Source organism: Amycolatopsis sp. NPDC049691, assembly GCF_040675005.1.
Lineage (GTDB): Bacteria > Actinomycetota > Actinomycetes > Mycobacteriales > Pseudonocardiaceae > Amycolatopsis.
Genome location: NZ_JBFANX010000009.1, coordinates 74198 through 92843, shown reverse-complemented (window position 1 = coordinate 92843; position 18646 = coordinate 74198). Strand labels below are relative to the sequence as shown.

Annotated in this window: 16 protein-coding genes; 3 read left to right on the top strand and 13 right to left on the bottom strand. The window is 71.8% G+C overall.

All coding sequences use genetic code 11. The features are described 5' to 3' along the window. Positions 1–6: 6 nt before the first annotated feature. The 11 genes from AB0J40_RS21685 to AB0J40_RS21635 all read right to left on the bottom strand — a co-directional run bounded on the left by AB0J40_RS21685 (position 7) and on the right by AB0J40_RS21635 (position 13761). Complete coding sequence (locus AB0J40_RS21685; RefSeq protein ID WP_364455808.1) at positions 7–3879, bottom strand: carbohydrate-binding protein; 3873 nt, start codon at positions 3877–3879, stop codon at positions 7–9. 103 nt (positions 3880–3982) lie between these two features. Continuing rightward, the gene (locus tag AB0J40_RS21680; protein WP_364455807.1) at positions 3983–4984 is read right to left on the bottom strand and encodes a sugar phosphate isomerase/epimerase family protein; all 1002 of its coding nucleotides are present in this window, start codon (positions 4982–4984) and stop codon (positions 3983–3985) included. Between the two features lie 21 nt (positions 4985–5005). Further along, positions 5006–6373, bottom strand: coding sequence for a nucleotide pyrophosphatase/phosphodiesterase family protein (locus tag AB0J40_RS21675; protein WP_364455806.1), 1368 nt, complete (start codon positions 6371–6373; stop codon positions 5006–5008). After that, positions 6370–7500, bottom strand: coding sequence for a metabolite traffic protein EboE (gene eboE, locus AB0J40_RS21670; protein WP_364455805.1), 1131 nt, complete (start codon positions 7498–7500; stop codon positions 6370–6372). The genes AB0J40_RS21675 and eboE overlap by 4 nt, the downstream gene beginning before the upstream one ends. After that, entirely contained in the window at positions 7497–8348 is an 852-nt protein-coding gene (locus AB0J40_RS21665; protein WP_364455804.1) for a TatD family hydrolase, read from the bottom strand. The genes eboE and AB0J40_RS21665 overlap by 4 nt, the downstream gene beginning before the upstream one ends. Further along, entirely contained in the window at positions 8348–8893 is a 546-nt protein-coding gene (locus AB0J40_RS21660; RefSeq protein ID WP_364455803.1) for an EboA domain-containing protein, read from the bottom strand. Before AB0J40_RS21660 ends, AB0J40_RS21665 begins: the two co-directional genes overlap by 1 nt. Next, entirely contained in the window at positions 8890–9711 is an 822-nt protein-coding gene (locus tag AB0J40_RS21655; RefSeq protein ID WP_364455802.1) for a sugar phosphate isomerase/epimerase family protein, read from the bottom strand. Before AB0J40_RS21655 ends, AB0J40_RS21660 begins: the two co-directional genes overlap by 4 nt. Beyond that, on the bottom strand, positions 9708–10535 hold the full coding sequence (locus tag AB0J40_RS21650) for an SCO3242 family prenyltransferase (RefSeq protein WP_364456281.1): 828 nt from the start codon (positions 10533–10535) through the stop codon (positions 9708–9710). Before AB0J40_RS21650 ends, AB0J40_RS21655 begins: the two co-directional genes overlap by 4 nt. Next, the gene (locus AB0J40_RS21645; protein ID WP_364455801.1) at positions 10532–11641 is read right to left on the bottom strand and encodes an inositol-3-phosphate synthase; all 1110 of its coding nucleotides are present in this window, start codon (positions 11639–11641) and stop codon (positions 10532–10534) included. The genes AB0J40_RS21650 and AB0J40_RS21645 overlap by 4 nt, the downstream gene beginning before the upstream one ends. Before the next feature lie 141 nt (positions 11642–11782). Continuing rightward, positions 11783–13054, bottom strand: a complete 1272-nt coding sequence (locus AB0J40_RS21640) for an ROK family transcriptional regulator (protein WP_364455800.1) — start codon at positions 13052–13054, stop codon at positions 11783–11785. Between the two features lie 245 nt (positions 13055–13299). Further along, a complete protein-coding gene (locus AB0J40_RS21635) occupies positions 13300–13761 on the bottom strand; it encodes a MarR family transcriptional regulator (RefSeq protein ID WP_364455799.1) in 462 nt (153 codons plus the stop codon). 136 nt (positions 13762–13897) lie between these two features. Here AB0J40_RS21635 and AB0J40_RS21630 point away from each other — a divergent pair, with 136 nt between their 5' ends. Together AB0J40_RS21630 and AB0J40_RS21625 are read left to right on the top strand one after the other, a co-directional pair. Continuing rightward, positions 13898–15082 carry an MFS transporter gene (locus tag AB0J40_RS21630; RefSeq protein WP_364455798.1) on the top strand — a complete coding sequence of 395 codons (1185 nt, stop codon included), beginning with the start codon at positions 13898–13900 and terminating at the stop codon, positions 15080–15082. Positions 15083–15105: 23 nt separating this feature from the next. Next, the gene (locus tag AB0J40_RS21625; RefSeq protein ID WP_364455797.1) at positions 15106–15939 is read left to right on the top strand and encodes an aldo/keto reductase; all 834 of its coding nucleotides are present in this window, start codon (positions 15106–15108) and stop codon (positions 15937–15939) included. Positions 15940–15989: 50 nt separating this feature from the next. Here AB0J40_RS21625 and AB0J40_RS21620 read toward each other — a convergent pair whose 3' ends face one another. Further along, positions 15990–16829 (bottom strand): SAM-dependent methyltransferase, encoded by an 840-nt coding sequence (locus AB0J40_RS21620; protein WP_364455796.1) that lies wholly within the window; start codon positions 16827–16829, stop codon positions 15990–15992. Between the two features lie 138 nt (positions 16830–16967). Continuing rightward, positions 16968–18062: a hypothetical protein gene (locus AB0J40_RS21615; protein WP_364455795.1), complete on the bottom strand. Its 1095-nt coding sequence runs from the start codon at positions 18060–18062 to the stop codon at positions 16968–16970. Between the two features lie 214 nt (positions 18063–18276). Here AB0J40_RS21615 and AB0J40_RS21610 point away from each other — a divergent pair, with 214 nt between their 5' ends. Next, positions 18277–18627 carry a hypothetical protein gene (locus tag AB0J40_RS21610; RefSeq protein WP_364455793.1) on the top strand — a complete coding sequence of 117 codons (351 nt, stop codon included), beginning with the start codon at positions 18277–18279 and terminating at the stop codon, positions 18625–18627. The last annotated feature ends 19 nt before the right edge of the window (positions 18628–18646 follow it).

Below are 18646 nucleotides of genomic sequence, written 5' to 3'. Positions count from 1 at the left end.
CTTCCGCTACGACACGGTCAGGGTGTCGATGTCGAACAGGGAACCCGAGCCGCCCCGGAACACCAGGTGGAGCGGACCCGAGCCCGGCGTGACGGCCGTCGAGACCGTCCGGAAGGTCTCCCAGCTCCCCGTGTTCGGGACCGTCACCGTGCCCAGCAGGGCCCCGGTGGCCGAGCCGTCGCGGACCTCGATCGTGCCGCCCGCTCCCGCCGACGACACCACCGCGCTGAACCGGGAAATCCCCGCCGTGCTCACCGAGGCGTACCCGGCCCAGTCGCCGTTCTCGATGTAGCCCAGGGTGTTGCCGCCGCTCGCCGGGGCGTGCGGGGCGATCTGCACGCCCGACCCCGACGTGAACGACTCACCCTCCACAGTGGACGATGAGGATGACCCGCACGACGCCGGGGCGACACCGGCGGCGTACCGGATCGCACCCAGCAACGAGGTCCGGAACAGGGCGTCCGAGTAGGACTCGATGGTGTGGCCGAGGCCGGTGTAGAACGCCCGGCCGCTCCCCTGCGGGTGGCACCAGGTGATCGGGTGGTCGGCACCCATCTCACCGCCCGTGTAGCTCGACTCGTCGAGCGTCTGGAGCACGTGGACGCTGCCGCGCGGGTTCGTGCGGTAGTTGTACAGCTCGTCCGTGCGGGTCCACACCGACGGCAGGCCGGCCGTCGCCGGGTGACCGCCGTCCTCCGTCACGAACCGGGCCTGCTGGATCGCGGGGTGACTCTTGAACCACGCCCCGACCAGCTGCCCGTACCACGGCCAGTCGTACTCGGTGTCGGCCGCCGCGTGGATCCCGAGGTAGCCGCCACCTCCCTCCACATAGGACTCGAACGCCGCCTGCTGCGTCGCGTCCAGGACATCGCCCGTCGTCGAGAGGAACACGACCGCTTCATAGGAAGCCAGCGAAGCGGCCGTGAACACCGACGCGTCCTCGGTCGCCGTCACGCCGAAGCCGTTCGCGGCGCCCAGTTCCCGGATCGCCTGGATCCCCGCCGGGATCGAGTCGTGGCGGAAGCCCGCCGTCTTGGAGAACACCAACACGTCGTACGACGGGTCCACCTGGGTCGGCATACCGCTCAGCGTAAAGGAATCCACGTCGAACAGGGAACCGGAACCGCCGCGGAACACCAGGAACAGCGGGCCCGAACCACCCGACACCGACGTCGTCACGTTCTGGAACGTCTCCCAGTCACCGGTCGACGGCACGGCCACCGACCCCAGCAATGTCCCGGTCGCCGAACCGGACCGGATCTCGATCGTCCCGCCCGCGCCGGCGGACGAGACCCGCGCCGTGAACGACCGCGCGCCTGCGGTGCTCACCGACGCGTAGCCGGCCCAATCGCCGTTTTCGATGTAGCCCAGGGTGTTGCCGCCGCTCGCCGCGGCGTGCGGCGCGATCTGCACGCCGGAGCCGGACGTGAACGACTCGCCCTCGATCGCCGCGGACGCCGTCGTGAAGGTGAACGCGTCGAGGTCGAACAGGTTCCCCTGCCCGGTCACGCCGGTGAACACCAGGTACAGCGACGTCGTCCCGGCCGGCCGGTTCGCCAGGTTCGCCGTGACGTCGACGAACGTGTCCCAGTCCCCGGTGTTCGCGACGGCCGCCGAGCCGAGGAGGGTGCCGGTCGGCGAGCCCGCCCGGACCTCCAGGGTGCCGCCGGGCCCGCCGGACGACACCCGCGCGGTGATCGCCGTGGCGTTGCCCAGCGCGTACGGCGTGAACGAGATCCAGTCGCCGTTGTCGGTGTACCCGACGGTCCGGCCGCCCTCCGCCGCGCCGTGACTGGCGAGCTGGATGCCGGACTGCGCCGCGAAGTGCTCGGCCTGCCGGTGCCGCGGCTGCAGCTTCCGGACGCTGTGCGACGTCAGCCCGCCCCGGTCGGTGTACTGCGCGTCGAAGACGCCGTAGATGTTCGCCGCGGCGTCGTGCTCACCGTCGACCGGGACCGCGATCGAGCCGGAACACCCGGTGGCTTGGGTGATCTGGTGCTCGTGGCTGTCGTGGCCCAGCAGGTAGGTGACCTTGACCTTCGAGCAGTCCAGCGGCCCGTCCTCCGGATCGCTGCCCGTCACCTGGAAGGGCACGGTGTCACCGAAGGAGAACAGCTGCCCGTCCACCGGGGAGGCGAGCGTGACGGACGGCGCGGTGTTCCCCACCGTCACCACGAGGCTCGCGGTGCCGGTCAGTCCTTCCGGGTCGGACACGGTGAGCGTCGGCGAGTAGGTGCCGTTGGTGGTGTAGGTGTGCGCCGGGTTGGCCGCGGTCGACGTCTGACCGTCGCCGAAGTCCCAGCGGTACGTCAGCGCCCCGCCTTCGGGATCGCTGCTGCCCGCCGAGGAGAAGTTCACGGTCAGCGGGTTCGGCCCGGACGTCCTGTCGGCCGCCGCCTTCGCGACCGGGTTGCGGTTCGTGCCCGCCAGGTACTCGATGCGGTAGAGCGCCTGGTTGTCGTCGCCGGTGCCGTAGTCGAGGACGTACAGGGCGCCGTCCGGGCCGAAGGCCATGTCCATCACCTGCGTGCCGGTCCACGGGAAGTCCTCGATCGGGCCGCGGCTGCCGTCGGCGTTGACGGTCACGGCCTTGATCCACTTGCGCCCGTACTCACCCGCGAAGAACTTGCCGTCCAGGGACTGCGGGAACTTGACCGTCGACGTCGACGCGGCGTCGTACCGGTAGACCGGCCCGCCCATCGGCGACTCGGAGCCGCTGCCGAACTCGGGCGGCGAGCCCTCGTCGCCGGCGTACTTGATCCACGCCGGCTTCGGCACCGGCAGCTTGGCGAGACCGGTGTTGCGGAACGAGGAGTTGGCCGGCCCGCCGGCGCAGTCGTACTTCGCGCCGGACGGACCGCTCGGGAACGTGTAGTGGTTGTAGGTCTCCGTCACCGTGTTGGAGCCGGTGCAGTACGGCCAGCCGAAGTTGCCCGGCCCGGTGATCCGGTCGAATTCGACCTGCCCCTGCGGCCCGCGGTTCGGGTCGGTCGTGCCGGCGTCCGGGCCGTAGTCGCCGAGGTAGACGACGCCGGTCGGTTTGTCGACACTCATCCGGAACGGGTTGCGGAAGCCCATCGCGTAGATCTCCGGCCGCGTGTTCGCGGTGCCCGGCGCGAAGAGGTTGCCCGACGGGATCGTGTACGTCCCGTCGGCCTGCGGGTGGATCCGCAGCAGCTTGCCGCGCAGGTCGTTCGTGTTGCCGGACGAGCGCTGGGCGTCGAACTGCGGGTTGCGCGTGGTCCGCTCGTCGAGCGGCGAGTAGCTGTCGGAGGAGAACGGGTTGGTGTCGTCGCCGGTGGTGAGGTACAGGTTGCCGGCGGCGTCGAAGTCGATGTCGCCGCCGACGTGGCAGCACTGGCCGCGGTCGTTGGCGACCTTCAGCACGACCTTTTCGCTGGCGAGGTCGAGGGTGTTGTCGGTCTTGAGGACGAACCGCGACAGGTGCAGCTCGCCCTTGAACGGCGCGAAGTCCGCGTCGGTGCCCTCGGTGGGCGCGTCACCGTCCGGTGTGGACAGTCGTGGAGAGTAGTACAGCCAGACGAACCGGTTCGTCGCGAACCCGGGGTCGGCGGCGACGCCTTGGAGGCCTTCCTCGTCGTGGGTGTAGACGTTCAGCTTGGCCGCGACCGACGTCGCGCCGGCCGCGGTCGTGACGCGGACGGTGCCGTCGCGCGAGGTGTGCACGACCGAACGGTCCGGGAGCACGGCGAGCGACATCGCCTCGCCGAGTTCGGCCGCGCCCGTGGCGAGGGCGACCTGCTGGTAGTCCGCGGGCGGGATGTCCGCGCGGGCCGGGGTGTCGAGGGTGAGCAGGAGGCCGGCGCCCAGCAGCGCGGTGCCGAACAGCCTCGCCCACTTCGGTGGGGACGGAGACATGCGGGATCCTTCCTGATTTTGCGCGTGCTTCGCCCCGGTGTGGCGCGAAGCCGGTTTCGATCACCTTCCGACGGGGCTGGCGGTCACCCGTTGAACAGAAGCGCTACTTCGTGGAGAAAGCGGCGTCGAACGCCGCGGTGGGTGGGGTGAAGTTGAGCTTGCGGACGAACTCCAGGGCTTCGGGCGCGCCGATGAGCCGGTCCATGCCCGCGTCTTCCCACTCGATGGAGATCGGGCCGTCGTAGCCGATGGCGTTGAGCATGCGGAAGACGTCCTCCCAGGGGACGTCACCGTGGCCGGTCGAGACGAAGTCCCAGCCGCGGCGGGGATCCGCCCACGGCAGGTGCGAACCCATCCGCCCGTTGCGGCCGTTGAGCTGTTTGCGGGCCTCCTTGCAGTCGACGTGGTAGATCCGGTCCTTGAAGTCCCACAGGAACCCGGCCGGGTCGAGGTCCTGCCAGACGAAGTGCGACGGGTCGAAGTTCAGCCCGAACGCTTCGCGGTGCCCGATCGCCTCCAAGGCCGCGACGGTGCTCCAGTAGTCGTAGGCGATCTCGCTCGGGTGCACCTCGTGGGCGAACCGGACGCCGACTTCGTCGAAGACGTCCAGGATCGGGTTCCACCGCGCGGCGAAGTCGGCGTACCCGCGCTCGATCATCGACGGCGGCACCGGCGGGAACATCGCCACCGTGTGCCAGATCGACGAGCCCGTGAAACCGACCACAGTGGACACCCCGAGCTTCGCCGCGGCGCGGGCGGTGGCCTGCATTTCGGCCGCCGCCCGCTGCCGGACGCCTTCGGGTTCGCCGTCGCCCCAGATCCGCGCGGGCAGGATGGCTTCGTGCCGCTCGTCGATCGGGTGGTCGCAGACGGCCTGGCCCACCAGGTGGTTCGAGATGGCCCACACCTTGAGGTCGTACTTGGCCAGCGTCGCCAGTTTCGCCGGGACGTAGGCGTCGTCGGCGAGCGCCTTGTCCACTTCGAAGTGGTCGCCCCAGCAGGCGATCTCGAGGCCTTCGTAGCCCCAGCCGCTCGCCAGCTCGCACACCTCCTCGAACGGCAGGTCGGCCCATTGCCCGGTGAACAGGGTCAACGGTCGTGCCATGTCTGACCTCCTGGGTGCGTCCTACTCGGTGCGGATAGCCGTGAGCAGCAGATCCTTGACTTCGGTGGCGTGGATCTTTTCGCGCGCGAGCGAAGGATCCGAGCACAGCAGCACGGGTCCGTCCTCGGGTGCGTCGGGCAGCCGGCCGTGGCTGCCCTTGACCGGCGCCGGGTCGAGCGGGACGACCTGCATCGAGTACCGCAGGCCGAGCTTCTTGCGGGCCAGCGCCGACGCCGCCTTCAGCTTCACCGCCGGGTCGTTCGGGTCGAAGAACAGCTCGGCCGGGTCGTAGCCGGGCTTGCGGTGGATCTCGACGGTCTTCGCGAAGTCCGGCGCGCGGTCGTCGCTCAGCCAGTAGTAGTACGTGAACCAGGCGTCCGGGTCGGCGATCGCGACCAGTTCCCCGGCCCGTTCGTGGTTGATCCCGATCCCCGCCTGGCCTGCGCGATCCAGCACGACGTCCACACCGGACAGTCCCGCGACGATGTCCCGCACCCGCGGGACGTCGGCGGGGTCGGCGACGTAGACGTGGGCGACCTGGTGGTCGGCCACCGCGAACGCGCGCGACGTCCACGGGTCCAGGTACTCCATGCCCGCTTGGACGTACACGTTGAGCAGGCCCTCGCGGCGCAGTGCCCGGTTGATGTCCACCGGCCGGCTCGCGTTGGTGATGCCGTATTCCGAGAGCGCGACGACGGTGTGCCCGCCCGCGGCCGCGAAGTCCAGCAGCGGCTTCAGCGCCGTGTCGATCTCGCGCGCGGCCGCCGCGGCCTGGGGTGCGTCCGGGCCGAACCGCTGGAGGTCGTAGTCCAGGTGCGGGATGTAGACGAGCGTCGTGTCGGGCCTGTCCTCGGCCATGATCTTCTGCGCCGCGGCGATGATCCACTTCGACGACGTGATCGCGGCCGTCGGACCCCAGTACGTGAACAGCGGGAACTCGCCGAGGTCGCCGACCAGGCGGTCGTGCAGCTGCGGCGGGTAGGTGTAGGCGTCGGGGGACTTCTTGCCGTCGGCGTGGTAGATCGGCCGCGGGGTGACGGTCAGGTCGACGTCCATGCCCATCGCGTACCACCAGCAGACGTTGGCGACCTTGTGCCCCGAGTCCGCTCTACGCGCCGCGTCCCAGAACTTGTCGCCCCGCACGAGCTTGTTGTGCTGGCGCCAGAGGAAGATCTCGCCGAGGTCGCGGAAGTACCAGCCGTTGCCGACGATGCCGTGTTCGGCCGGCTGCAGACCGGTGAGGAACGTCGACTGCACCGAGCACGTGACCGCCGGGAACACGGTGTCCAGCTGCGCGGTGAAGCCGGGCTCGGCCATCTTGCGCAGGTTGGGCATGTGCGGCAGCAGCCGCGGGGTCAGCCCGACGACGTCGAGGACGAGCAAACTCATTCGGAAACCTCTTCTTCCAAGCCCAGTGCGATCAGTTCCCGCCGGGTCCAGTCCAGCTCGGCCGCGATGCCCGCGACCAGCCCGGCGTCGTCGGCGGGTGCGTCCGGGAGCACCTGCCAGGTGTAGGTCTCGACCTCGACGTGGTCGGTGCGCGCGGCCGCCCCGCCGAACAGCTCGGCGAGGGTGCCGGCCAGCACCGGCCGGGTCGAGGTCAGCGGCGGCGCCGGGTCGGCGTGCAGCGGGACGTGGAAGTGCACGCGCCACGGCGCCTCTCCCGGCAACCCACCCGCCAGAGCGAGATCGAGGTCGTCGGCGCCCGGTGGGGCAGCTTCGTTGCTCTGGTGCAGGAACCTGGGCTCCACGAAGGACTCCAGCGCCTTCCGGGTCGCGGGGTCCTTCGGCGCGGCGGCTTCCAGCGCCGCCGACGCCTGCAGCTTGACGACGTCGAGGCCGGCCGCTTCGAGCCGGCGCAAAGCGGCGGCCGGTTCCTCGAAGCCCACGGCGAGGTGGCACGTGTCCAGGCAGACACCGAGCCAGTCCTTGTCCACATCGGACAGCAGGGTCGCCGCCTGCGCGGTCGTCTCGATGACGCACCCGGGTTCGGGCTCGAACGCCACCCGCACCGGACGGCCGACCTTCGCCAGCCCCTCGGCGAGCAGGCCGAGCTGCCCGCGGTCGTCCCGCCATTCGGTGCGCCAGCCGAGCGGCAACGTCGAGACGCTGCCGCGCACGGCGTCGTCCGGCATCAGCTCGGCGAGCAGCCGCGCGAGGTCGAGGGTGTAGGCGGTCCGCTCGGGCGTCGACCAGTCCGGCCGGTACACCTTGTGCTTGACGACCGGGTCGTGAAACCCCTGGTACGGGAACCCGTTGAGCGTGACGACCTCGAGGCCGCGCGCGGCGAGCTCGGCGCGCAGCTTGCCGACGGCCCCCGGGTCGGCGATCAGCTCGGCGGCCACCGGCCGGGCCAGCCACAGGCCGAGCCCGAGCCGGTCGACGCCCAGGCGGTCCCGCACCGGCTCGCCGAATCGGGCCAGCTGGGCGAGCACGCCGCCGAGGTCCTCGGCCTGGTGCACGTTGGTGCAGTAGGCGAGGTGGACGAGCGTGCCGTCGCGGTGCCGGAACCTCACTTGCGCGCACCCCGCAGGATGGAGTTGCCCGCGAACTCGGCGGTCGCGGTGCCGGATTCCAGCGACAGCCGCCCGCTCTGGCCGTAGAACTCGACCGGGTTGCGCCACAGCACCCGGTCGACGTCGTCCTCGGTGAACCCGGCGGCCAGCATCGCGTCGCCGGTCTTGCGGGTCTTCAGCGGGTCGCTCTTGCCCCAGTCCGCGGCGGAGTTCACCAGCACCCGTTCGGTGCCGTATTCGCGCAGGATCGCGACCATCCGCTCCTCGTCCATCTTCGTGTCCGGGTAGATCGAGAAGCCCATCCAGCAGCCGGACTCCTTGACCATCGCGACGGTCATCTCGTTGAGGTGGTCCAGCACCACGCGTCCGGGCGCGATGCCGGACTCGCGGACGACGGCGATGCTGCGTTCGGTGCCGACGGCCTTGTCCCGGTGCGGGGTGTGCACCATCGCCGGGAGGTCGTGGTCGATCGCCAGCGCCAGCTGCGCGGCGAACGCCTTGTCCTCCTCGGCGGTCATCGAGTCGTAGCCGATCTCGCCGACCGCGACGACGCCGTCCTTCTCCAGGTAGCGCGGCAGGAGGTCGAGCACCGGCGTGCAGCGCGGGTCGTTGGCCTCCTTGGGATTCAGCGCGATCGTGCAGTGGTGCGCGATGCCGTACTGGCTCGCGCGGAACGGCTCCCAGCCGACGAGCGCGTCGAAGTAGTCGGTGAAGCTGCCGACGTTCGTGCGGGGCTGGCCCAGCCAGAACGCCGGCTCGACGAGCGCCCGGACACCGGCGGCGTGCATGGCCGCGTAGTCGTCGGTGGTCCGGGAGCTCATGTGGACGTGCGGGTCGAAGATGCGCATCAGGCGTCCTGTTCGGTCAGCAGCGGGCGGAGGTCGGCGGGGACGTCGCGGCCCGCGGCGGTGCGCTCGGCGGCGAAGGACCGCATCATGCGCAGCAGTTCTTCGTCGGTCCGGCGGTCGAGCCCGGCGACTTCGGCGAGGGGGATGCCCATGAAGACGCACTTGAGGACACCGTGGCGGTACGCGGCGTCGTCGAGGTGCTCGGCGGCGTACTCCCCCATCGCGGCGGTCACCAGGCGGGTGTCGTTGGTGCGCAGGGCGTCCGCGACCAGCTCCAGCCCGGCGTCGCCGATGTCCACAACGGACAGTCCACGCAGGACCGCCCGCTTCTCGGCGGCGTCGCCGTACCGGTAGAGGTCCGGCATCTCGGCCGCGGCCCCGGGAGCCGCCTTGAGCAGCTCCACGCGGGCCACGTCGTCGACGGTCCACCCCGGCGTGTCCGACGGACCCCGGCCGACCCGCCTGCCGACGCCCGGGAACACCGTGCGCAGCGCGGTCGCGTCGGCCGCGACCTTGGTCAGGGCTTCGTCGAGCCAGGCGTTCACGCCGTCACCGCCTTCCGGAGGAATTCAAGGGATTCGCGGGCGATCCGCGGGGCCGCGTGACTGTCCCGCGGCAGCTCGACGGCGACCAGCCCGGTGTACGGCGACAGCGCTTCCAGCACCGGCGGGAAGTCGATCTCGCCCTGCCCGAACTCCAGGTGCTCGTGCGTGCCGCGGCGCATGTCGTCGATCTGGACGTTGACCAGCCGCGGCAGCGCTCGCCGGACGCAGTCGGGCACGGACGCGGACTCGTTGCACCGGCAGTGCCCGATGTCCAGCGTCAGCCCGAACCGCTCGGGGTCACCCAGGCGCCGGGCCAGCTCGAAGTACCCGTCGAGGTCCTCGACCAGCATGCCCGGCTCCGGTTCGAAACCCAGCTTGACGTCGTGTTCGTCGGCCGCCTTGAGCACGTCGGCGCACCCGTCGACCAGGTGCGCCCAAGCGTCCTCAGTGGACAGATCGGCCGGCTTGTTGCCGCTCCAGAACGATACGGCTTCGGCACCCAGGTCCGCGGCGATCTCGACGGCCCTCGTCAGGAACTCGACGCGGCGCGCGCGGTCGGGGTCGAGGAACGTCGGCGAGTGCTTGCGCCACGGGTCCAGCAGGAACCGCGCGCCGGTCTCGATCACGACGGCGAGCCCGAGCCGGTCCAGCTCGGCGGCCAGCGACGCGACGCGGCTCGCGAGGTCCGGCCCGAACGGGTCGAGGTGCTGGTGGTCGAGCGTCAGCGCGACGCCGTCGTAGCCCAGGTCGGCCAGGACGCGCAGGGCGTCGCCGAGGCGGTGGTTGGCGAAGCCGTTGGTGCCGTACCCGAACCTCATGTCGGCGACACCTTCCGGCTCAGCGCCCGCGCGATCGGGAACGCGGCGGCGACGGCCAGCGCCGAGCGCCACGCCCCGGTCCGCGCGATCAGCCCGGCCTGCAGCGGGATCATGCCGTGGATCCCGGCGCCGACCGCGCGGCGGATCTTCGGCGCGGCCGGGTCGCGGACGGCGTCGTACTGCGCCCGCCCGGTCGTCGCCAGGTACGTTCCGAGCAGGGCCGAGGCCAGCGGCCCGACGCGGCCCGCGGCGACGCGCACCCCGGCCGTGGCGGCGAGGGTGGCCGCCGGCAGCGCGGGTCTGGCACCATCCACTTCGGACCGCGACAACTGCGTCACGGCGTACGTGTGCGCCCCGACGGTCAGCGCCGCCGGCACGGCCGCCCGGGCCCCGCCCCCGCCGAGCAGGACGTCGAGAGTGCGGGCCGCGGCCATCGCGGCCGGGCCGAACACGGTCTCCTTGAGCACGAAGTCGTACGCCCAGACGGTCGCGGCCAGCGGCAGTGCGACGCGCAGGGCCCGCTTCCCGCCGGCCGCCGCGGCGATGCCGAGCCCACCCGCGGTCAGCCCGGTCGCGACGCCGAGCGCGGCGCCCGGCGAAACGCGGCCCGACGGGATCGGCCGCTCGGGCCGTTCCATCGCGTCGAGGTGGCGGTCGGCGTAGTCGTTGAGCGCCATGCCCGCCCAGTAGATGCAGACGGACGCGCCGGTCAGGGCCAGCGTGCGGCGGCCGAACGGCCAGCCCGACGCGGCGGCCCCGGCGACGGCGTCCCCGGGCACGGTCAGCGCGGCGGGCGCGCGGACGAGTTCGACGAGCGCCTTCACCGGTTCGCCCACTCACGCAGCGCGGCGTACTGCGACGCGAGGTCGTGCGGGCCGTCGCCGACGGGATCCTTGAAGAAGAACCCGAACTCGGCCACCGGCCCGGCGACGCCGTCGCGGCAGGCCTTGCCGGTCAGCCGGGCCAGGTCGAGCACCAGCGGCGCGGCGAGCGCGGAGTCGCAGCCCTGCCAGGTGAGCTGCAGGGTCATCCGCGTACCGAGGAAGCCTTCGAACAGCACGTGGTCCCAGGCGGTCTTCCAGTCGCCGAGGGCCGGGACGTAGTCGATGTGCACCTCGCCGTCGACCGCGTGGCCGAGGTTCTGCTCGAGGACCTGCTGCTTCGAGGCGTTCTTGCTCGACGCGGCGCCGGGGTCGGCGAGCGTGGCGCCGTCGCCGCCGCCGAGCAGGTTGGTGCCCGACCACGCCAGGACGTTCAGCCCGCGCTGGGCGAACATCGGCGCGAGCACCGCCCGCAGCAGCGTCTCGCCGGTCTTGCCGTCCCGGCCCGCGTACGGCTGCCCGGCCGTGCGGGCGAGTTCGTCGAGCGCGGGCAGCCGCGCGCCCGTGGAGGGGGTGAAGTCGACAAAGCCACATCCGGCGCGGAACGCGGCGTAGGCGTACAGCGCGCTCGGCGGCAGCGTGTCCAGCGCATCCTCCAGCGCCGCCAGGGACGCGTGCGCCGGGTGCGGCGCGCACGGCGGCTCGGTCGAGGAGACGTTCACCACGACGACGTGGTCCAGACCTGCGCGGAACTCGGTGAGGTCGGCGGCGATCTGCTCGACCGCCGCGCGGCCACCCCCGGACGGCGCCGGCCGCAGCCGGGCCTCCGCCGCTTCCAGCTCCGCACTCACCGCGGCGGGCAGCGCCGCCGGGAGCACCCCGGCCGCCGCGAGCTGCTCGGCCCGCTTGACCAGCGGCGTGTCAACGACGTCGTGGCCTCCGAAGACCAGGTCCCCCAGCCCGGGCAGGTCCGCCCCGGCGAAGTCCGACAGCTCGGTCACGCACCCCGTGCGCGCGGCGAGTCCCGCGCGCATGGCGGCCGCCCCGGCGACGGCGGTCGTGGCCACCGATCCCCGGGCACCGATCAGCCAGACACCGATCTTCCTCATGATTCCTCCACCTGTTCTCGGGTCAGCCCCGGCCCGCCGCCCCCGGCGTGCCACGGCTGGAGACCCCGCTCCCCGAGCGCGGGTCCACCTGATCTACATCGCGGTACCCGATCGGGTGTTTCCGTTCGGTCGGCCGGAGCATCATCCGCTGTCCCTTTCCGCTCGCACCGGCACCAGCGCCGGGTCGTCGAACACCGCCTGCAGCGCGACGTGCGCCCCACCGCGCGAAGCCGCGGAGAACCCGAGCCAGGACAGCTCGACGCGACAGCCGCCGATGCCGGGGGCGACCACGCGGGCTTCGAGCTCGGTCAGCATCGGGCCGAGCAGGTACGGCCCGAGCTGGGCGAAGTAGCCCCCGAGCAGCACGACCCGGGGGTTGAAGACGTTGACCAGCACGGCCGCGCCGACACCGAGCCCGGTGCCCACGCGCGCGAGCGCGTCGAGCGTCCGCCGGTCCTTCCGCTCGGCGCGGCGGCGGATGATGTCGAGCCGCTGTTCGAGGTCGAGCGACGGGTCGTGCACCGGATCGGCGGGCGAGGCGGCCAGGCGCAGCATCCCGGCGAGCCCGACGAGCGTCTCCCAGCAGCCGCGGCGCCCGCAGCCGCAGAGCCGGCCGCCCGGGTCGACCTGGATGTGCCCGATCTCACCGGCGAACCCCTCGGCGCCGCCGAGCAGCCTGCCACCGGAGATCACCCCGCCGCCGACGCCGATCTCGCCGGTCAGGTAGACCAGATCGGCGGTGCCGGCGACGCTGCCCATGGCGTACTCGCCGAGCGCGCCGAGGTTGGCGTCGTTGGCCGTGCGGATGGGGAACGACGGCGGGCCGAGCCGCCGGGTCAGCCGGTCGGTGATGCCGCGGACCACCGGGACGTCGGTCCAGTGCAGGTTGGGCGCGAAGGCGACCGTGCCGCTCGCGACGTCGACCAGCGCCGGGATGCCGACGGTCACCCCGGCCGGCACGACCCCGAGGCGCCGGCACTCCCGCAGCGCCCGCGCGGTCAGCTCCGCGCCGGCGTCGAGGACCTTCGCGACGGGAAGCGCTTGGACGTCGAGCGCGACGCGCTGCTCGAACAGGACGGTGCCGGTGAGGTCGAGGGCGAGCGCGGTCAGGTAGTCGACGTTGAGCTCGACGCCGATGCCGCCGACCCCGCGGCCGTCCAGTTCGACGATCGTGCCGGGCCGCCCGACGGCGCCGGCGCGTTCCCGCTCGCCTTCCCGCGCGAGCCCCCGGCCGACGAGTTCCGAAACGAGGCTCGACACGGTGCCTTTGTTGAGCCCGGTGTCCGCGGCGATCGCGGCGCGCGACCGAGGACCGGCGTCCCGCAGGTGCCGCAGCACCAGCGCCAGGTTGCTCCGGCGGACGGCGGCCTGGTCGGCCGGGCGCACCGGCTTGAGGGAGAAGGAGGAGTCCACGCCGACACCGCCCCGGTTCGTCTGGTGGACCAACAAATTAGGACGGGCGAAACGATCCGGTCAACGAGGCGGCACGGGGGACGAAAGCCGGACAAACGGTGCTGACCAGCGAAACTATCGCACGCGGCAAGCGAAAGTGTCCCACGGATGGAGCAGGAGTTAGGGCGCGCGGACGCCGTAATCCGACCGCCGATCAGGGCTGTACCGCTCAGCGGGAGTGTCGGCGGATCTTGCGCAAGTTTGCGTCAGGCCGACGGCACCGCCGGGAAAGAAAGCTTGCCCAGCGCGGCGACCAGCGGTGAAAGTTCCGGCAAGGATTCGGCGTCGGCGAGGGCTTCCGCCAGCGCCGCATCGTGCGTGGGACGCGCCGCCGTCAGCAACGCCTGGCCCGCCGGCGTCACCTCCGTGTAGATCCCCCGGCGGTCGTCGGCGCACAGGTAGCGGGCCAGCAGCCCCCGCCCCTCCAGCCGCGTCACCAGCCGGGTCGTCGCCGACTGGCTCAGCACCACCGCGTTCGCCAGCTGGTTCATCCGGAGGTGGAAGCCGTCCTGGCGGGCCAGTGCGTCCAGCACGCTGTACTCGCTCACCGAAAGCTCGTGGTCGCGCTCCAGCGCGCGTTGCAGCCTGTCCTCGATCCGCGCGTGCAGCGCGGCCAGCGTGCGCCAGCCCTGTGCGCGCGCTTCGACGGCGTCGTCGTCCAGTGACACGGTTCACCTCTCCCCGGCTTGCGCGTGCTCCCTTGCACGCTGCACTATCAAGCCTGTGCAATATACGGCGTCTGCAACTATCTCGGACGCTTGTAGTTGCCAACGCCCTCAGTCTACCTCCGGAAGAAGGAAGTCCATGCCCGCCGCTCTGCTCGCACTGGCGATCAGCGCTTTCGGGATCGGCACCACCGAGTTCGTGATCATGGGCCTGCTGCCCGAGGTCGCGACCGACTTCGGTGTCTCGATCCCGGCCGCAGGCCTGCTCATCTCGGGCTACGCGCTCGGCGTCGTCGTCGGCGCGCCCGTGCTCACCGCCCTCGCTTCGCGGGTCCCGCGCAAGACCGTGCTCGTCGCCCTGATGGGCCTGTTCATCGCGGGCAACGTGCTCTCGGCACTCGCCCCGAGCTACGGCCTGCTGATGACCGGCCGGGTCGTCGCGGCGCTGTCGCACGGCGCGTTCTTCGGCGTCGGCTCGGTCGTCGCCGCGTCGCTGGTCGCCCCGGCCAAGCAGGCCGGCGCGATCGCGCTGATGTTCACCGGCCTGACCGTGGCCAACGTCCTCGGCGTGCCCGCGGGCACCGCGCTCGGCCAGGCCTTCGGCTGGCGCTCGACGTTCTGGGTGGTCAGCGCGCTGGGCGTGGCCGGCGCGATCGGCATCCTCGCGCTGGTGCCGCACCAGGAGCCCGAGCCCGGCGCGGGCCTGCGCGGCGAACTCGCCGTGTTCCGCCGCCCGCAGGTGTGGCTCGCCCTGGTCATGACGGCCCTCGGCTTCGCCGGCGTGTTCGCGTCCTTCACCTACATCGCGCCGATGATGACCGAGGTCGCCGGCTTCTCCGGCGGCGCCGTCACCTGGCTGCTCGTGCTGTTCGGCGGTGGCCTCTTCGCGGGCAACCTGCTCGGCGGGAAGGCCGCGGACCGCAAGCTCATGCCGAGCCTCTACGTCATCCTCGCCGCCTTGGCGATCGTGCTGGTCGCGTTCGTCTTCACCGCGCACGCGAAGGTGCCGGCCGCGATCACCATCGCGCTGTTCGGCGCGGCCGGCTTCGCGACCGTGCCGCCGCTGCAGGCCCGCGTCCTGGCCAAGGCCGAGGGCGCTCCGGCGCTGGCCTCGGCGGCGAACATCGCCGCGTTCAACCTCGGCAACGCCGGCGGCGCGTGGCTCGGCGGCCAGGCCATCGAGGCCGGCCTCGGCTACACCGCCCCCAACTGGATCGGCGCTGCGCTCGCCGCGGCGGGCCTCGCCGTGGCGCTCGTCTCCGGCCTGCTCGACCGCAAGACCCCGGCTAGTTTCGAAGCCGGGGAACGGGTACCCGCCCGATGAACCACCCACCGAAAGGAACCCTCGTGACCAGCGTGCCCGTGATCGAACTCAACAACGGCGTGCGGATGCCGCAGCTCGGCTACGGCGTGTTCCAGGTCCCGGACGACGAGACCACCGCCGCCGTGAAGGCCGCCCTCGACGCGGGCTACCGCAGCATCGACACCGCCGCCGTCTACGGCAACGAGAAGGGCGTCGGCCGGGCCATCGCCGAAGCCGGCGTCGCCCGCGACGAGCTGTTCGTCACCACCAAGCTGTGGAACTCCGCCCAGGGCTACGACTCGACGCTCAAGGCGTTCGACGAAAGCATGAAGAAGCTCGGCCTGGAGCAGCTGGACCTCTACCTGATCCACTGGCCGACGCCCGAGCGCGGCAAGTACCTCGACACCTGGAAGGCGTTCGAGAAGCTGTACGCCGACGGCCGCGTCCGCGCGATCGGCGTGTCCAACTTCCAGCCGGCGCACCTCGAGCGGCTGATGGACGCCTCCGACGTCGTCCCGGCGGTCAACCAGATCGAGCTGCACCCGTACCTGCAGCAGCAGGAGGTCCGCGAGTTCGACGCGAAGCACGGCATCGCGACGGAGGCGTGGAGCCCGCTGGCCAAGGGCGGCTCGCTGCTGGGCGACCCGGTGGTCGCCGAGCTGGCGGTCAAGCACAGCCGGACGCCCGCGCAGATCGTGCTGCGCTGGCACCTGCAGCTGGGCAACGTGGTGATCCCGAAGTCCGTGACGCCGTCGCGGATCGCGGAGAACTTCGACCTGTTCGGGTTCACCCTGTCGGATGACGAGCTGGAGTCGCTGTCGCCGCTGGACCGCGGCGAGCGCACCGGCCCGGACCCGGACACCTTCAACGCCGCCTGACCCGTCGTGAGTGAGAAACAGTGTTCTAACGCTGTTTCTCACTCACGGGGTCACTGCTTGCGGCCGACCCCGCCGAGGGTGAGGAAGTTCAGCTCGCTCAGCGGGTGCAGGCGCGGGCCGTCCGGCCACCACTCGTGCAGGTAGACCAGCCCGGGCCGGAGCAGTTCCGTGCCGTCGAAGAACGCCGTGATCTGCTCCCGCGTGCGGTGCACGCTGCCCAGCCCGGTGCCCTGGAAGCTCGTCTCCAGCAGCCGCGCCAGCTCCTGGCGCGGGGAGTCCTCTTCCGGGTCGAAGTGGTGCGTGAGCAGCAGGTACGAGCCGGGCGCGAGCGCCGCCACGTACTCCGCGACGATCGACTTCGCGCGCTCGTAGTCGTCGATGTGGTGGATGATCGACGTCAGGATCAGCGCGACCGGCCGGGTGAAGTCCAGGTACTCCTTCACGACCTCGTCGTTCAGCGTCTCGGCCGGCTTGGTGAGGTCGGCGCCCGTGACGTGGGTCAGGTAGTTCTCTTCGAGCAGCGCCCGGCCGTGCACCTGCACGACCGGGTCGTTGTCGACGTACACCACCTGCGCGTCCGGGTTGTACCGCTGCGCCACCTCGTGGGTGTTTTCCGCCGTGGGCATGCCGGAACCGAGGTCGAGGAACTGGTCGATGCCGCGCTTGCCGGCGAGGAACCGGACCGCGCGCACCAGCCAGTCGCGGTGCTCCTTGGCCATCGTGCGCGCGCCGGGCGCGATCGCCAGCAGGCGCCGCATCGCTTCGCGGTCGACCTCGTAGTGGTCGTGCCCGCCCAGCAATGCGTCCGACAACCGGGCCAGGCTCGCCTTGGAGAAATCGAGGGACGCCGAGCCCCCCTCGGTTCCGGACCGCAGGTCGCCAGGCGTCATCGGCTGTTCTCCCTCGTCGTGCGGCGCCGGCCCCTGCCCCGGGTCCGGCCTCCGGTGTCCGGCAACGGACAGTGCTCAGACTACGACATGCCGTTCACCAAGTGAACCGGGCCGAAGGGCCTTCCCTGCCAGGCACAACTACCCGATCGCCAGCTCGCGCCACCGGTGTCCGCCGTCGGTGGTGCGGTACAGGGCCGAGCCGCCGTCGGCGTCCGGCTGGCCGTCGACGACCACGCCGGTGCCGCCGCCCGGGAAGTCCAGATCGGTCAGGCTGAACCCGCGGTCCGGCAGCTCGGTCGTGGTCCAGGTGCGGCCGCCGTCGGTCGTGCTGTGCAGGAACCCGGTGCCGCCGCCCTCGGCCGCGACGGTCGCGGACGTCGGCGACGCGGCCGCGAAGCCCTGGTTGATCCCCAGGTAGGGCACCGAGTCGTCGCCGCTGAACGGCCCGCCGAGCCGCCCCGCGTGCCGCAGCCGCCGCTCGGTCGAACCGGGCTGCGGGGTGCCGGGGCTGCCGCTGCACAGCGCCACGACCCGCCGGTCGCGCACCCCGGCGAGCGAGGCGACCGTCCCGGCCGGGCACGGCGGCTCGGCCGGGGTGAAGCGGACGCCGTCGCGCGAGGTCCAGTACCGCTCGGTGCCGTAGTCCGAGCCGAGCGCGACCTGCAGGCCGCCGCCGACGGCCAGGTCGCCGTAGGTGAGGCCGCCGGTGACCGCGAACCCGGGCACCGGCACCAGCACGGGCGAGCCGGCGGCGCCGGCGTACAGCCGTGTCGACCCTCGGCCTTCGCCGTAGGTGGTGAGCATGGCGAAGACGCGCCCGCCGGTTTCGGTGATCTTCGAGAGGTAGTACGGCTCGCGCGCGCCGACCAGGCCGACCGGGTGCCAGCTCGCGCCGCCGTCGCGGGTGGTGCGGACGTGGACGCCGTCGCTGACGTAGGCGACGCGGTCGCCGGTGACGGTGAGCGCGACGTGGTCGTGGTTGTCGGGCAACGCCATCGGCGGCGCGCCCAGCCGCCGCCAGTGCGTCCCGCCGTCGGTGGTGCCGAGCAGCGCCGGGCACCACGTCCCGCCGCACGGCGAGTAGCCGAGGACGTACCCGGTGGCGGGGCCGGTCCAGCTCGTCGACGCGGGGCGGAACCCTTGCGGGACCGCGGTTTCCGCCGTCGCGGGCGACGCGGAGAGGGACAGGAGGGTGAGGACGGACGCCAGCAGCGCCGGGATTCTCATGATCACCTGGACGTGTCGCCCCGGCCGGGGTTGCGCCGTCCCGGGGGAACTTCGCGGAACCGGGGGTTCGGCCACCCGGATGGCGGGTATCCACCAGTGTTGCTTCCGCTCGCCAGACACGTCCACTCGGACAGTCGAAAGGACGGCGCCGACGATGCCGTATCCCCCTCCCCCAGAGCCGTACGAACCGCGGTACGAAGAGGCTCAGGCCGAAGAAGTCGTGGAACGCACGCATCCGCGCATCCGGATCGTGCGCACGGTCAACGCACTCATCCACCTCGTGTGCGCGTTGTTCGCGCTGGTGCTCGCCGTCCACATCGTGCTCGTGCTGGGCGACGCGAACATGGCGAACGGCTTCGCCCACATGATCAACGAGTGGTCGGCGGGCGTCTCGCTCGGCCTGCGCAACCTGTTCACGCCGGACTCGGAGAAGCTGGCGACGTTCCTGAACGACGGCCTCGCGGCGGTGCTCTGGCTGGTCATCGGCGCGATCCTGACGGACGTCATCACGCGGATCGGGGTGCCGGGCCCCAAGCGGGTCTGGTACCGCCGCGGCTACCGCTACCACTGACCGGCCACGAAGAAGGCCT